Raw genomic sequence first — 14,187 nt, 5'->3', positions numbered from 1 at the left:
GCGGTGGAGGACCCTGCCATCTCCCCGGCCGCAAGCTCCCGCTTGTCCAAGCAGGACGGGAGATAGTGACATGCGCTTCGCCTCCATGGCCTCGATCGGCGCGGCTGCCTTGCTCATCGGGCTGGCGCCCGGCGCCCGGGCCGATGACAGCGACATCCCCGGCATGAACCGCCGCACGGCCAGCTTCGAGCGGCCCATGCGCGACAACCCGGAGATGCGCGCCTTCATGGCCGAGGCGGCTCCCGCGCCGCGGCGCCGGCCCCCGTCGCCACCCGGATGAACGTGCTGCACAACGCGGATTCGCTGATCCGCGAGGCCGAAGCCCGGATCCGCGCGCATGATCCGCGCCGGGCCGAGATGAGCCTGGCGCAGGCCGCGACGGCGCTGCTGAACGCCCGCGCCGCCGGCGAGGCGGTGCCGGACCAGGCGATCCAGCCGCTCGACCAGGCCCGCTCCGACCTGCATCGCGGCCGCATGGCAGCCTCGGAGCGTAAGGCGGAGGCGGCGCGGCAGATCATCGCCTCCGCGGAGTAGGCGCGGCGCGCTTGCGGGATCGGCGAGCGCCCTCCATCCTGTGCCATGCCGCAACGGAGTGACTGGGACAGGATGGGGAGTGCCGTCCAGGGCAAGGGGCCCATTCCGCTTGAGCGCCGCCGGCATCCATGGGAGAGGTGCCGCTGATGCCGCCCGCCCCTCCCGCCGCGGCGGGCCGCTGGCGCGGCCTGCTCGCCTGGTCGCCGAGTCCCGTGATCCGTGCCTCGCTTGGGCTGCATGCCGGCGGCCTGCTCGCCATGGCCGCGGAGCCGGGCTGCTGGCCGGAGGCGCTTTCGGCGCTCGCTGCCAACCACCTCGGACTCGCCGGCTGCATGCATCCGCGCTGCGGCCTGCTGGGCCCGGTGCTGACGCGGCTGCCGGGGACGGAGCCGCGCATCGCCCTCACCTTCGATGACGGGCCGGACCCGGAGGTGACGCCGCGCGTCCTCGACCTGCTCGATGCCTGGGGCGCCAAGGCCAGCTTCTTCGTCGTCGGCGAGCGGGCGGCGCGCCACCCTGCCCTGCTGCGCGAGATGCTGCGGCGTGGCCATGGCGTCGAGAACCACACGCATCGCCACCCGCTCGGCTTCGCCGCCTGGGGGCCGGCGGCGATGCGGCGGGAGATCGAGACGGCGCAGGCGGCCATCGCCGATGCCTGCGGCCAGGCGCCACGCTGCTTCCGCCCGCCGGCGGGGCTCAGGAGCCCGCTGCTCGACCCGGTGCTGTCGCTGGCCGGCCTGTCCCTCGTCGCCTGGACCCGGCGCGGCTACGACACGGTCTCGCCGAACCCTGCCCGGGTGCTGGCGCGGCTCAGCCGCGGCCTCGGGCCGGGGGATGTGCTGCTGCTGCATGACGGGCGCTCGGCCCGGGGCTATGCCGGCCGCTCGGTCGCACTCGACCTGCTGCCGGCGCTGCTGGCGCGGATCGCCGGGGCCGGGCTCAGCGCCGTCGCGCTGCCGCCAGCGGAGGAGGCGCCGCGCGCCGCCGCCACAGCAGGACCGGCAGGCGCGGCAGCATCCCCAGCACCAGCCGCGTATGCATCCAGGTGAGCAGCAGGTTGTCCCGCGCATAGTGGAAGTGGGAGACGCCGCCCTCCTCCTTCGACAGGTAGCGGCAGGGCACCGGCAGGTTCACCGCCGGCAGGCCGCGCCAGCTGAGGCGGACGGCCGCCTCCGGGTCGAAGTCGAAGCGCCGCATCCAGCGGTGCCGCTCCATCACCGCGACCAGCGGCGCCACGGGATAGACGCGGAAGCCGAAGAGGCAGTCGCCGATGCCGCCCCCCGCCGTCTCGACCCCGGCCAGCCAGTTGGAGATGCGCCGCCCCTGGACGCGGAGCCGGGGCGCCTCCGGCCCGAAGACCGGCCGGCCGAGGATCATCGCCTCCGGCGCGGCGCGGGAGGCCGCCATCATGGCGCCGATGCAGGCCGCCGGGTGCTGCCCATCGGCATCCATGGTCAGCGCATGGGTGAAGCCGCGCCGCGCCGCCTCCCGCAGCCCGTGCAGCACGGCCCCGCCCTTGCCGCCGTTCCGCGGCAGGACCACCACCTCGAGGCCCGGGTCGCGCGCCGCCTCCTCCAGCAGCAAGGCGTCGGTGCCGTCCGTGCTGCCGTCGAGGACGACCCAGACCGGCGTCCAGGCGGCGCGGGCCTCACGCACCGTCTGCAGGACGCGCGGCCCGGTGTTGTAGCTGGGGATCAGGACCAGCCGCGTCTCCGCCGGCATCAGCCAGGGGTCTTTGCCGGCAACTCCTCGCGGAAATAGCCCTCGAGCCCGGTGACGAAGGCCTGCGGGTCCTCCCCCACCTCGAAGCGCCGGCCGAGACGGATGCGGTAGACCAGCGGCAGCTGCGGCCGGCGGAACAGCGGCCAGCCCTTGCGGAGATAGGGGCTGTCCGCCTCGATCAGCAGGGTCTGCACCGGGGCGCCGGCCGCCTTCGCCATCACGGCGAAGCTGCGGTGGAAGGCATCGACCGGCGGCCGCGCGGTGCGCGAGCCCTCCGGGAAGATCAGCAGCTGCGCCCCGTCGCGGATGGCCTGGGCGGCCCGGCGAATCATCGGCAGCGGCGAATCGTTGCGGATATAGGCCGCCAGCCGCACGCTGCCGCCATAGAACACGTTGTCCCACAGCGCCGCCTTGGTGATGCAGACGACCCGCGGCAGGCGGGAGGTGAGCAGCACCGCATCCAGCATGGTCGGGTGGTTCGGGGCGATGACCAGGGCGCGCTCCCGCGCCAGCCGGTCGAGCTCCGCGAAGTCGACCCGCAGCACGCCGGTCAGCCGCATCAGCCCGATGAACCAGCGGAAGCCGGACATGATCATGAACTGCCCGAAGACCGCGCCGGAGCGCTCCGGAAGCAGCCGGTGCAGCAGCGAGGCCGGCAGGCTCCAGAACAGGCACATCATGCCAAACATCAGCAAGCAAAAATAGAAGGCCACCGGGTAATAGACCGCGGCCAGCCAATCAAGGATGGAGAGGCTTTCACGCGGCTGCCGCAAACTCGTCGGCTGCATCTTTCCCATGCCTCCCTGTTCGCATATCATAATCTGCGTTGATGCTTGACGTCCAGGAGCCGGCCGGACCGTGACAGGGAAACAGGGGTTGCAGGCAGCGGTTCGGCCGCAGCCCGAGACTAGCACGGCCGTGCCGGTTCCGGAGGGGGCGCATCCGGCGCCACATCCCACCTTGACCGAATATTACCCGACGCCGGCCGACCGCGACGGCTTCGTCCAGTCGCTCTTCGACCAGGCGGCCGGGTCCTATGACCGGATCAACGCCGCCTTCTCGCTGGGCTCCGGCGCCTGGTACCGGCGGCGGGCGCTGCTGCAGGCGGGGCTGCGGCCGGGGCAGCGGATGCTCGACGTGGCGATCGGCACCGGCCTCGTCGCGCGGGAGGGGTTGCGCATCCTCGGCCGGCGGGAGGCCGTGACCGGCCTCGACCTCAGCGAGGGCATGCTGGCCGAGGCGCGGCGCGGCCTCGCCATCCCGCTCATCCGCGCCCGGGCGGAGGCGCTGCCGCTGGCCGATGCCAGCTTCGACTTCCTCAGCATGGGCTACGCGCTGCGGCACGTGCCCGATCTCGGCGCCACCTTCGCCGAGTACCGCCGCGTGCTGCGGCCGGGGGGCAGGCTGCTGCTGCTGGAGATCGGCCGGCCGGAGGGGCGCCTCGCCTACCGGGCGGCGCGCCTCTATCTCGGCCGGGTGGTGCCGGCGCTGAGCCGCCTCTCCGGCGGCGGGCCGCGGGCCGGGCTGATGATGCAGTACTACTGGGACACCATCGATGCCTGCGTGCCGCCGGCGACCATTCTCGCCGCGCTGGCCGGCGCCGGCTTCGCCGCGGCGCGCTGCGAGACCCAGCTCGGCCTGTTCCGCGCCTACATGGCCGAGCGGCCGGCATGAGCGCCACGCTGGCGCGGGAGGTGGCCGGCCTCTATGCCGGCGCCTCGCGCTTCGCCCGCGGCTATGTCGGCGGCAAGCTGCGGGGCGACCCGGCGAGCCGGGCGGTGCTGGAGCGGGCGGCGGCCAGCCCCTTCGGCATCGTCGCCGATCTCGGCTGCGGCCGCGGGCAGCTCGGCCTTGCCCTGCTGGTGGCGGGCGGCGCGCGGGAGGTGATTGGCCTCGACCGCGATGCGCGGAAGATCGCCGAGGCCCGGGCGGCGGCGGCGCGGCTGCCGGCCCGCTTCACGGTGGGCGACCTCACCGCGGAGAGCGTGCCGGACTGCGACACGGCGCTGCTGATCGACGTGCTCTACCAGCTCCCGGCCGAGGCGCAGCGCCCGGTGCTGGCGGGGGTGGCGGCGCGGGCGCGGCGGCGGGTGCTGATCCGCGCCTTCGACCCGGCGCGCGGCTGGCGCAGCACGCTGGGCCTTGCCATGGAGCGGGCCGGGCGGCTGGTGCGGGGCAGCAGCAATGCCATCGCGCCGCTGCCCATGGCGGTGCTGGCGGCGCCCTTCCAGGCGGCGGGCTTCGCCGTCTCGGTGATGCCCTGCTGGGACGGGACGCCGTTGCCGAACGTCCTGCTAGCGGCCGAGCGATGAGGCAAAAACCTCACTAGGCAGCAGAACCCTGCGGTCGTTCCGCAAACTGTGTCGCCCGCTTCCTTGCCTCCGCGGGTAACGGTCTGATATCGAGGGTTAGAATGCGCAACACCCGTTAACGCCAGCGCCAAAGCAAGGTTTCACGGTTCCATGCCTGACGGCACCACCAACCCCATTGCCGCTGCTTCCGGCCTCACCCCGCAGGAGCTCGCGGTGGCGCGGCTGATCGTGGGCGCGCTGTCGCTCGACGTCGCGCCCGAGGAGATCGAGCCGGACGCCCCGCTGTTCAACGAGGGGCTCGGCCTCGATTCCATCGATGCGCTGGAGATGGCGCTGGCCGTCTCCAAGGCCTATGACGTGAAGCTCCGCTCCGATGACGAGCGCAACCACCGCATCTTCTCCTCCCTCCGGAGCCTCACGGCGCATATCGAAAAGCACCGGACGCGCTGAGCGCATGCGGAGCGCGCGCGGCCTCGCCCGGACGCTGCTGCTGATCGCCGTCTCGGCCGCCCTTGCCCTGCTGCTCGCCGGCAGCCCGCTGGCGGCGGCGCTCGGCAATGCCGCGGTTGCGCTGCGCTTTGGCCTGACGCTGCTGCCGGGGCGGGAGCCGCTGATCGCCCGCTACAGCCGCTTCGACTGGGCCGGACCGCCAAAGGGCGGCTACACGCGGGCGCTGACGCTGGCCTGGGCGCTGCTGCTCGCCGGCTTCGCCCTCGGCCATGCCGCGCTGGCCCTGGCCGGGCTGGACGGCGCGCCGCTCGCCCTGGCGGAGCCGGCGATCTGCGCCCTGCTCTTCTGCGCCGAGCACTGCTTGCGCAACCGCCGCTTCCCGCAGCATGGCAGGGCGACGCCGCTCCGGACGCTGCGCGCGATCGGCCTGGCGCATGGCTTGGTCCGCCATGCCGCCTGAGGCGCTGCTGCCGCTCGTCGATCGTGGCGCGACGGAGGTGATCTGCCACCGCCCGGGCGGGCCGGTGACGGTCGGCCGCTTCCTTGGCGAGGCACGGGCGCTGGCCGCGCTTCTGCCGCCCGCGGGCCATGCGATCAACCTCTGCGGCGACCGCTACCGCATGCTGCTCGGCTTCGCCGCCGCCCTGCTGCGCGGGCACCCGACCCTGCTGAATGCCGATGCCTCGCCGCACCGGCTGCGGGCGCTGGCCGAGGCCTATCCGGGGACCTACCTGCTGGCCGACAAGCCGGTCGCCTCCGCGCTGCCGCTGGTCCTGGTGGAGGACACCGCGGCGGAGGGCTGGACCGGGCCGGTGCCGTTGCTGCCCGCCGGGCAGCTGGCCGCCATCGCCTTCACCTCCGGCTCCACCGGGCAGCCGACGGCGCACCGCAAGCCCTGGGATGCGCTGGTCGCCGCCGCGCTCGCCGCCGCCGGGCGCTTCGCCCTCCGCCCCGGCGACGGGCCGCCGGGCAGCGTGCTGGCCACCGTGCCGCCGCAGCACATGTACGGCTTCGAGACCACGATCATGCTGCCGCTCCAGGCCTCGCTCGCCTGCCATGCCGGCGAGGCCTTCTTCCCCTCCGACGTACTGGACGCGCTGGACGCCCTGCCGCCGCGCCGGCTGCTGGTGACGACGCCGCTACATCTCCGCGCCCTGCTGGCGGAAGGCCGCCGGCCGGCGCCGCTCGCCGCCGTCATCTCGGCGACCGCGCCGCTCGCCCTGCCCATGGCCGAGGCGGTGGAGCGGGACTGGGGCGCGCCAATGCTCGAGATCTACGGCGCCAGCGAGGCCGGCTCCATGGCCAGCCGCCGCACCGCCTTCGAGCCGGACTGGCTGCCCTATTCCGGCATCCGGATGGGGCAAGGCGAGGTGCATGTGCCCGGCCTCGGCGCCGTGCCGCTCGCCGATGTGGTGGAGCCGGCGCCGGGCGGCCGCTTCCGCCTGCTCGGGCGCCGGGCCGACCTGGTGAAGCTCGGCGGAAGGCGGGCCTCGCTCGCCGAGCTCAACCGGGTGCTGGCTGAGGTGCCGGGGGTCGAGGACGGCGTCTTCGTCGCGCCGGAGGATGTCGAGCGCAACCCCGCCGCCCGGCTCAGCGCCTATGTCGTCGCGCCGGGGCGGAGCGCGGAGGAGGTCCTGGCCGCGCTGCGGCTGCGGCTGGAGCCGGTCTTCCTCCCCCGCCCGCTGGTGCTGGTGCCGGCCCTGCCGCGCAACGGCCTCGGCAAGCTGACGCAGGCGGCGCTGGCCGAGCTGCGCCTGGCGGTGGCCGCGCCGTGACCACGCTCTTCGAGGTGCCGGGCGACCATCCGGCGCTGCCCGGGCATTTCCCCGGCCGGCCGATCCTGCCCGGCGTGGTGCTGCTGGATGCCGTGCTGCAGGCGGCGGGCCTCGGCCAGGCGCATCTGCTGCGGGCCAAGTTCACCGCCCCGGTCCTGCCGGGGGATGCGGTCGCGATCGGCCTCGTCCCGCGCGCCGGCGGGCGTATCGGCTTCACCTGCACCAGCGGCGGGAGGACGGTCCTGTCGGGGGAGCTGGCCGAGGCGCCGGCGCCCGCCGGCCCCATCCCGGGCGCTCCGGCCTGAGATGAGCTTCCTCGGCAGGACAAGGGCCGGTGCGGTCGCGCCCCTTTGCGGGACGGACACGGCCCCCCCGGAATGGGTGGATGCGCCGGAGCGGGGCAGCGTGCGGCTGGCCCGCTTCATGGTCTGGCTGGTGCACACCATCGGCTGGTGGCCGGGCCATGCGCTGCTCTACCCGATCGCCTTCTACTTCATGCTCTTCTCGCCGCGGCAGCGGCAGCTGACGCGGCGCTTCCTCGCCCGGGCGATGGGGCGGCGGGCGGGGTTCGGCGACGTGTTCCGGCTCTACTTCGCCTTCGCTTCCACCATCCTCGACCGCGCCTTCCTGATCACCGGGCGGACCGGGCGCTACCGCATCGACGTCCACGGGCTGGACGCGCTGAAGGCGCGCATCGTCGAGGGCCGCGGCTGCCTGCTGCTCGGCGCGCATATGGGCAGCTTCGAGGCGCTGCGGGCCGTGGCCGATGCCGGCAGCCCGGTCGAGGTCGCCGTGCTGATGCACGAGGCGAATGCGGCGCGGCTCAAGGCCGTGTTCGACGCCCTCGGCGGCGCCAGGCGGCACGCCACCGTCATCCCCCTCGGCACCACGGATGCGATGCTGCGGGCGCGCGAGGTGCTGGAGCGCGGCGGCCTCGTCGGGCTGCTGGCCGACCGTGCGCCAAGGGGCGAGCGGATGCAGGCCGTGCCCTTCCTCGGGCAGGAGGCGCCGCTGCCGACCGGGCCGCATGTGCTGGCCGCCGTGCTCGGCGCGCCGGTGATGCTCGCCTTCGGCCTCTGGCGCGGGCCGCGGCACTACGAGGTGCGGTTCGAGCCCTTCGCCGATGCCCCGCCCCCCGGCCGCGAGGGGCGCGCGGCGCTGGTCGCCGAGCGCGTCCGCCGCTATGCCGCGCGGATCGAGGCGCTGTGCCGCCTCCATCCCTACAACTGGTTCAACTTCTACGATTTCTGGCAGGAGCGCGGTCGTTGAGGCAAATACTCCTGCTGGCGCTCCTTGCCCTGGCCCCACCGGCCCGGGCGGAGGACCCGGCGCTGGCGCGGCTGATGCAGGGCTTCGCCGCCGAGACCCGCTCCGAGGCGCGCTTCACCGAGGAGAAGGCCATCCCCGAGCTGGACCTGCCGCTGCCGAGCGAGGGCACGCTGCGCTGGCAGGCGCCGGACAAGCTGGAGAAGCACACCACCTCGCCGATCGAGGAGGTGCTGCGGGTCGAGGGCAGCCACCTGCTCTATGTGCGGCCGGACCGCGGCATCCGCCGCGAATTCGGCCTCGAGGACCAGCCGGAGATGCGGGCGCTGGTCGAGGCGGTGCGCGGCACGCTGGCCGGCGACCTGGCCACGCTGCACCGCTACTACGACATCAGCTTCACGCCGGAGGGGTCCGACACGCCCTGGCGGATGGTGCTCAGCCCGCTCTCCATCCGGCTGCGGGCGGCGGTGCAGCGCATCACCGTCAGCGGCCGCGGCCCGCAGGTGCGGCGCATCGAGACCGAGGGCGGCGGCGGCGTGACGCGCATGCAGATCAGCCCGTGAGGCGCCTGCTCGCGGCGCTGCTGGTGCTGGCGGCACTGGGCGGGGGCCTCGTGGCGCTGGTCGGCATCCGGACCGACCTGGCGGGGTTCCTCCCCGCCGGCCGCAGCCCGGAGAGCGCCTTCCTCTTCCGCGAATTGCAGAGCGGTGCGGCGGCCACCCTGCTGCTGGCCGGCATCGAGGACGCGCCGCCGGCGGAGCTGGCCCGGCTGTCGCGCGAGACGGCGGCGGGGCTGCGCGCCTCCGGCCGGTTCGAATTCGTCGGCGACGGCACGGTGACGCTCGGCGAGGAGGAGCAGGCCTTCCTCTTCCGCTACCGCTACCTGCTCTCGCCCGAGACGCAGCCCGAGGCCTTCAGCGCCGCCGCCCTCCGCCCGAAGCTCGAGGGGCTGCTGGAAGGGCTGCGCAGCGCCGTCTCGCCGCTGCTGGCGCGCTTCGGCTTCGCCGACCCGACCGGGACCTTTCTCGGCCTGGCCCAGGCCTTCATCGCCGAGAGCAAGCTGGAGGTGCGGGACGGCGCCTGGTTCCCCGCCGGCGGGGCGCCCCGCGCCCTGCTGATCGCCCGCGCCCGCGGCGGGGCGGGGCTGGATGCGGAGGCGCAGGGGGCGGCCGTCGCCGCCTTCCGCGCGGCCTTCGAGGCGGCGAGGCCGGGCGGGGCGCGGCTGCTGCTGAGCGGGCCGGGCGTCTTCGCCTCCGAGGCGGCGAGTTCGATCCGCGGGGATGTGCGACTGATCACCCGGGCTTCGGCCGGGCTGCTGGCGGCCTTCCTGTTCTGGCGCTACCGCTCCTTCCTGCTGCTCGGGCTGGTGGCGGTGCCGCTGACGGCGGCGACGGTCGCGGGCTTTGGGGCGACGGCGCTGGCCTTCGGCGGCCAGGTGCAGGGCATCTCCTTCGGCTTCGGGATGACGATGCTCGGCGTCGCCGTCGACTACCCGATCCTGCTGGCGAGCCTCCGGCGCCGCGAGGAGGCGCTCAGCGAGACGGCGCGGCGCATCTGGCCGACGCTCGGCCTCGCCGCCGCGGCGGCCGCGACGGGGCTGGCGGCGATGCTCGGCTCCGGCTTTCCCGGCCTCGTCCAGCTCGGCGTCTTCGCCGGGACGGGGCTGCTGGTCGCCGCGGCCACGACGCGCTGGGTGCTGCCCTGGCTGCTGCCGGAGGCGCGGGTCGCGGCGCGGCCGCTGCCCCGGCCGGTCCGGGCCGCGCTCGGCGCGCTGCGCGGGCGGCCGCGCCTGGCGGGCGGGGCGGTGCTCGGCGCCGGGCTGCTGCTGCTGGCGCTCGGCGGGCCGGCCTGGCAGCGCGACCTCTCGACCCTGAGCCCGGTGCCGCGCGAGGCGCTGGCCCTCGATGCCGAGCTGCGCCAGCAGCTCGGCGCGCCGGATGTGCGGGTGCTCTTCGCCCTCGGCCCGGGCACGGAGGAGGAGGTGCTGCAGGCCTCGGAGCGCCTGGCCGGGGCGGTGGCGCCGCTGCTCGGCGGGGCGCTCCAGGGCATCGACCTGCCGAGCCGCTACCTGCCGAGCGAGGCGACGCAGCGGGCCCGGCAGGCCGCCCTTCCCACCGCCGAGGCGGCGCAGGCGGCGCTCGGCGAGGCCATGGCGGGCCTGCCCTTCCGCCCGACCGCCTTCGCCCCCTTCCTCGCCGCCCTCGACGAGAGCCGCTCCCTGCCGCCGCTCACCGCCGCGACGCTGGCCGCCGGGGCGCCGACCCTCTCCGCCCGCCTCACCCCGCTGCTCTCCCGCCGGGACGGGCGGATGCAGGGCGTCGCCCTTGCCCAGGGGGTGCAGGACACGGCGGCGCTGGCCGCGGCGGCGCGGCGGCTCGGCGATCCGCGCATCCTCCTCGTCGACGTGAAGACGGAGACCGAGAGGCTGCTCGACGCCTATGGCCGGGCGACGCTGCTCTGGGCCCTGGCCGGTGGCGGGCTGGTGCTCGGCTTGCTGGCGCTCGGCCTCGGCGGGGTGCGGCGGGCGCTCGGCGTCGCCGGGCCGATCGGCGGGGCGCTGCTCGTCACCCTCGCCGCCCTCGCCGCGCTCGGCGAGGCGCTGACGCTGTTCCACCTGGCCTCCCTGCTGTTGCTGGCCGGGCTGGCGATTGACTATTCTCTCTTCCTCGCCGGCGACGCGACCGACGACACCGTGGGAGCCATCTTGAACTGCGCCGTCTCCACCCTGCTCACCTTCGGATTGCTCGCCTTCTGTGGAACGCCGGTGCTGCACGGGATTGGGCTGACGGTCTCGATCGGCGTGGCAAGCGCCTTCCTGCTGGCCTGCCTGATGGCCCCGAGGCCCCTTCCCCATGCCCGATAAGCGCCTCTGGCCGCTGAGCCTCGCGGCCGCCACCACCGTCACCGCCCTCGGCGCCGGCATCGCGCCGCTGCGCCGGGCGCTGCATGCGCGGCAGGGCGGCCTGCGGCCGAGCGCCTTCCCCGGCGGGCCGGAGGATATCTGGGTCGGCCAGGTGCCGGGGGTGGAGGCGGTGGAGCTGCCGCCCGCCCTTGCCGGCTTCGCCTGCCGCAACAACCGCCTCGCCGAGATGGCGCTCCGCAGCGACGGATTCGCCGAGGCGGTGGCCGCGGCCGCGGCGCGGCATGGCGCGGAGCGCATCGCCGTCGTCCTCGGCACCAGCACGGCGGGGATCGAGGAGACGGAGCAGGCCTATCGCCGGCGCGACGGCGCGGGCGCCCTGCCCGCCTCCTTCAACTATGCCGGGTCGCACGACCTCCAGAGCCTGCCCGCCTATGTGCGGGCGCGGCTCGGCCTGCGCGGGCCGGCCTTCGCCGTCTCCACCGCCTGCACCTCCGGCGCGCGCTCGATGCTGGAGGCGGCCTCGCTCATCGCCTCGGGCCTCGCCGATGCGGTGGTGGCGGGCGGCGTCGACAGCCTCTGCCGGCTGACGCTGCACGGCTTCGCATCGCTCGAATTGCTGAGCCGCGGCCGGCCGACGCGGCCCTGCGCCGCCGACCGCGACGGCATCTCCATCGGCGAGGCGGCGGGCCTTGTCTTGCTGACCCGGCCGGAGCACGCGCCGCCCGGCGCGCCGCTGCTGCTCGGCGCCGGCGCCAGCAGCGACGGGCACCACATGTCCTCGCCACATCCGGAGGGGCTCGGCGCCGTCACCGCCATGCGGGCGGCGCTCGAGGCGGCGGGGTTGACGCCGGGGGAGGTCGACTATGTCAACCTCCATGGAACCGGCACCCGCGCCAATGACTCCATGGAGGACCGCGCCGTCCACCACCTCTTCGGCAGCGGCGTGCCCTGCAGCTCGACCAAGGGCTGGACGGGGCATGCGCTCGGCGCCTCGGGGGCGGTGGAGGCGGTCATCGCCATGCTTTGCCTCGAGGATGGGCTGGTGCCCGGCTGTCTCGGCGTCGCCGAGCGGGACCCGGAATTCCGCAGCGCCGTCGCCATCGCCAACGAGGCCTGGCCGGTGCGGCGCATCGCCAGCAACTCCTTCGGCTTCGGGGGCAGCAATTGCTGCCTGCTGATCGGCCAGGCCGCGTGACCTGCTGGATCGCGGGGGTCGCGGTCCTCGGCGCTGGCCTGCCGGGCTGGGCGGCGAGCGAGGCAGCGCTCGCCGGCACTGCGCCCTGGAGCGCGGGCGAGGTCGTGCCGCCGCCCCCCGCCCTGCTGCCGCCGACCGAGCGGCGCCGCACCAGCGCGGCGGTGCGCCTCGCGCTCGCCGTGGCGACGGAGGCGACGGCGGGGGTGGAGGACCGGGCCGCGCTCGAGACCGTCTTCGCCAGCAGCAATGGCGACGGCGCGGTGGTTGGCGGCATCCTGGAGGCGCTGCACGATCCGGGCGGCGTCGCGCTTTCGCCGACGCAATTCCACAACTCCGTCCATAACTCGGCGGCGGGGTACTGGCATATCGCCATCGGCTCGACGGCGCCCTCGGTGAGCCTCGGCGGGTATGACGGCAGCTTCGCCGCGGGGCTGCTGGCGGCAGCGATGGCGGTCGCGGCGCGCGGGGCATCGGTGCTGCTCTGCGCCTATGACCTGCCGCTGCCGGCGCCGCTCGCCGCGGTGCGGCCGACCGGGCCGGGCTTCGCCGCGGCGCTGGTGCTGCGGCCGCAGCCCGTGCCGGGCGCGCTGGCGCGCCTCGCGCTGCGGCATGTCGCCGAGCCGGCCCCTGCCCTGCCGCCCGGGGATGCGCTGGATGCGTTGGCCGAGGGCAATCCCGCCGCCCGCGCCCTGCCGCTGCTGCGGGCGCTGGCGGCGCGGCGCCCGGCGCGGATCGACCTGCCGCTCGCCGCCGACGCGCATCTCACCCTCGACCTCGCCCCATGCTGAGACGCGAGGCGATCGCGGCGCTCATCCCGCATCAGGGAGCGATGTGCCTGCTCGACCGCGCGCTGGAATGGGACGAGGCCCGCATCCTCTGCGAGGCGGACGGCCATGCCGCGCCCGGCAACCCGCTGCGGCGGGACGGGATGCTGCCTGCGATCTGCGGCGTGGAGTTCGCCCTCCAGGCCATGGCGCTGCATGGGGCGCTCTCGGCCGGCAGGGTGCCGCAGCGCCCGGGCTTCGTCAGCAGCCTGCGCGACGTGCGGATGGCGGCCGGGCGGCTCGACACCATCGCCGGGCCGCTCCGGATCGAGGCGGTGGCGCTGGTCGCGGAGGCGCAGGGCTTCATCTACCGCTTCGACGTCGCGGGCGAGGGGCGCAGCCTGCTCGCCGGCCAGGCGGCGGTGATCCTGCCATGAGCGCCCGCCGCGCCCTCGTCACCGGCGGGGCAAGCCCGATCGGCGCCGCCATCACCCGCCGCCTCGCCGCCGCGGGGCATGAGGTGCTGATCCACGCCCATGCCGGGCTCGGCCGCGCCGAGGCGCTGGCCGCGGAACTGCGCGCCGCGGGCCACCGGGCAGGGGCCTTTGCCGCCGACCTCACTGACATGCCGGCGACCGCAGGCGCGCTCGAGGCGCTGCTCGAGGGCGGCCCGATCCAGATCCTCGTCCACAATGCCGGCGCGCATGACGACGCGCCGCTCGCCGGCATGAGCGAGGCGCAGTGGCGCAGCGTCATCGACATCTCGCTCAACGGCTTCTATGCCGCGCTCCGCCCGCTGATCCTGCCGATGATCGGCACGCGCTGGGGGCGGATTGTCGCCATCTCCTCGATCAGCGGCACCATGGGCAATCGCGGCCAGGCCAACTACGCCGCCGCCAAGGCAGGGCTGATCGGCGCAGTGAAGACGCTCTCGCTGGAATATGCCTCGCGCGGCGTGACGGCGAATGCGGTGGCGCCCGGCATCATCGATAGCCCGGCCGTCGCCGCCGCCATGCCGCGCGAGCGCATCGCGCAGCTCGTCCCGGCCAGGCGTGCCGGACGGCCGGAGGAGGTGGCGGATCTCGTCGGCTTCCTTGCGTCGGACCAGGCCGGCTACATCACGGGCCAGGCGATCGCCGTCTCGGGCGGGCTCGGCTAGGGCAAGCCCCGCAAGCTGCCTTCCGGCCAGAAATTGCGTGCGGCGACAATGGATTAGGGCGAATTCCGCGAGCCCAGGGCGGCGGAATTCGTTACGAAAGACATCTCTATTAAGGAACCGATAATCGCGCTGCGCGAGCTTCGTGTG

The 14,187-nt window shown here is 74.9% G+C and carries 18 protein-coding genes; 16 read left to right on the top strand and 2 right to left on the bottom strand.

The window, feature by feature from the left end:
• Positions 1-70: 70 nt before the first annotated feature.
• The 3 genes from AC5JJ1_RS11640 (at position 71) to AC5JJ1_RS11630 (ending at position 1,583) form a co-directional block, all read left to right on the top strand.
• Positions 71-280 carry a hypothetical protein gene (locus AC5JJ1_RS11640; RefSeq protein WP_495785290.1) on the top strand — a complete coding sequence of 70 codons (210 nt, stop codon included), beginning with the start codon at positions 71-73 and terminating at the stop codon, positions 278-280.
• Entirely contained in the window at positions 277-534 is a 258-nt protein-coding gene (locus AC5JJ1_RS11635) for a hypothetical protein (protein WP_495785289.1), read from the top strand. The genes AC5JJ1_RS11640 and AC5JJ1_RS11635 overlap by 4 nt, the downstream gene beginning before the upstream one ends.
• A gap of 146 nt (positions 535-680) precedes the next feature.
• A complete protein-coding gene (locus AC5JJ1_RS11630; RefSeq protein ID WP_495785288.1) occupies positions 681-1,583 on the top strand; it encodes a polysaccharide deacetylase family protein in 903 nt (300 codons plus the stop codon).
• Here the strand turns inward: AC5JJ1_RS11630 and AC5JJ1_RS11625 are convergent.
• Positions 1,474-2,256, bottom strand: a complete 783-nt coding sequence (locus tag AC5JJ1_RS11625) for a glycosyltransferase family 2 protein (RefSeq protein ID WP_495785287.1) — start codon at positions 2,254-2,256, stop codon at positions 1,474-1,476. The genes AC5JJ1_RS11630 and AC5JJ1_RS11625 overlap by 110 nt on opposite strands.
• Positions 2,256-3,044: a lysophospholipid acyltransferase family protein gene (locus tag AC5JJ1_RS11620; protein WP_495785286.1), complete on the bottom strand. Its 789-nt coding sequence runs from the start codon at positions 3,042-3,044 to the stop codon at positions 2,256-2,258. Before AC5JJ1_RS11620 ends, AC5JJ1_RS11625 begins: the two co-directional genes overlap by 1 nt.
• Before the next feature lie 172 nt (positions 3,045-3,216).
• Here AC5JJ1_RS11620 and AC5JJ1_RS11615 point away from each other — a divergent pair, with 172 nt between their 5' ends.
• The 13 genes from AC5JJ1_RS11615 (at position 3,217) to fabG (ending at position 14,040) form a co-directional block, all read left to right on the top strand.
• Positions 3,217-3,930, top strand: a complete 714-nt coding sequence (locus tag AC5JJ1_RS11615) for a class I SAM-dependent methyltransferase (RefSeq protein ID WP_495785285.1) — start codon at positions 3,217-3,219, stop codon at positions 3,928-3,930.
• Entirely contained in the window at positions 3,927-4,568 is a 642-nt protein-coding gene (locus tag AC5JJ1_RS11610) for a methyltransferase domain-containing protein (RefSeq protein ID WP_495785284.1), read from the top strand. Before AC5JJ1_RS11615 ends, AC5JJ1_RS11610 begins: the two co-directional genes overlap by 4 nt.
• Before the next feature lie 150 nt (positions 4,569-4,718).
• Positions 4,719-5,018 carry a phosphopantetheine-binding protein gene (locus AC5JJ1_RS11605; protein ID WP_495785283.1) on the top strand — a complete coding sequence of 100 codons (300 nt, stop codon included), beginning with the start codon at positions 4,719-4,721 and terminating at the stop codon, positions 5,016-5,018.
• Positions 5,019-5,022: 4 nt separating this feature from the next.
• Positions 5,023-5,478 carry a hypothetical protein gene (locus AC5JJ1_RS11600; RefSeq protein WP_495785282.1) on the top strand — a complete coding sequence of 152 codons (456 nt, stop codon included), beginning with the start codon at positions 5,023-5,025 and terminating at the stop codon, positions 5,476-5,478.
• Positions 5,453-6,793, top strand: coding sequence for an AMP-binding protein (locus AC5JJ1_RS11595; RefSeq protein ID WP_495785281.1), 1,341 nt, complete (start codon positions 5,453-5,455; stop codon positions 6,791-6,793). Before AC5JJ1_RS11600 ends, AC5JJ1_RS11595 begins: the two co-directional genes overlap by 26 nt.
• Complete coding sequence (locus tag AC5JJ1_RS11590; protein ID WP_495785280.1) at positions 6,790-7,098, top strand: 3-hydroxyacyl-ACP dehydratase FabZ family protein; 309 nt, start codon at positions 6,790-6,792, stop codon at positions 7,096-7,098. Before AC5JJ1_RS11595 ends, AC5JJ1_RS11590 begins: the two co-directional genes overlap by 4 nt.
• A gap of 1 nt (position 7,099) precedes the next feature.
• A complete protein-coding gene (locus AC5JJ1_RS11585) occupies positions 7,100-8,062 on the top strand; it encodes a lysophospholipid acyltransferase family protein (RefSeq protein ID WP_495785279.1) in 963 nt (320 codons plus the stop codon).
• Entirely contained in the window at positions 8,059-8,622 is a 564-nt protein-coding gene (locus AC5JJ1_RS11580) for an outer membrane lipoprotein carrier protein LolA (RefSeq protein WP_495785278.1), read from the top strand. Before AC5JJ1_RS11585 ends, AC5JJ1_RS11580 begins: the two co-directional genes overlap by 4 nt.
• Positions 8,619-10,922 (top strand): MMPL family transporter, encoded by a 2,304-nt coding sequence (locus tag AC5JJ1_RS11575; protein WP_495785277.1) that lies wholly within the window; start codon positions 8,619-8,621, stop codon positions 10,920-10,922. Before AC5JJ1_RS11580 ends, AC5JJ1_RS11575 begins: the two co-directional genes overlap by 4 nt.
• Entirely contained in the window at positions 10,912-12,117 is a 1,206-nt protein-coding gene (locus AC5JJ1_RS11570) for a beta-ketoacyl-ACP synthase (RefSeq protein WP_495785276.1), read from the top strand. Before AC5JJ1_RS11575 ends, AC5JJ1_RS11570 begins: the two co-directional genes overlap by 11 nt.
• Positions 12,114-12,905 carry a beta-ketoacyl synthase chain length factor gene (locus tag AC5JJ1_RS11565; RefSeq protein ID WP_495785275.1) on the top strand — a complete coding sequence of 264 codons (792 nt, stop codon included), beginning with the start codon at positions 12,114-12,116 and terminating at the stop codon, positions 12,903-12,905. The genes AC5JJ1_RS11570 and AC5JJ1_RS11565 overlap by 4 nt, the downstream gene beginning before the upstream one ends.
• Positions 12,899-13,318, top strand: coding sequence for a hotdog family protein (locus tag AC5JJ1_RS11560; RefSeq protein WP_495785274.1), 420 nt, complete (start codon positions 12,899-12,901; stop codon positions 13,316-13,318). The genes AC5JJ1_RS11565 and AC5JJ1_RS11560 overlap by 7 nt, the downstream gene beginning before the upstream one ends.
• Positions 13,315-14,040: a 3-oxoacyl-ACP reductase FabG gene (gene fabG / locus AC5JJ1_RS11555; RefSeq protein ID WP_495785273.1), complete on the top strand. Its 726-nt coding sequence runs from the start codon at positions 13,315-13,317 to the stop codon at positions 14,038-14,040. The genes AC5JJ1_RS11560 and fabG overlap by 4 nt, the downstream gene beginning before the upstream one ends.
• The last annotated feature ends 147 nt before the right edge of the window (positions 14,041-14,187 follow it).

This window comes from Belnapia sp. (assembly GCF_059504005.1).
The sequence above is the reverse complement of the archived record's forward strand: the minus strand, read 5'-3'. Positions and strand labels throughout refer to the sequence as shown.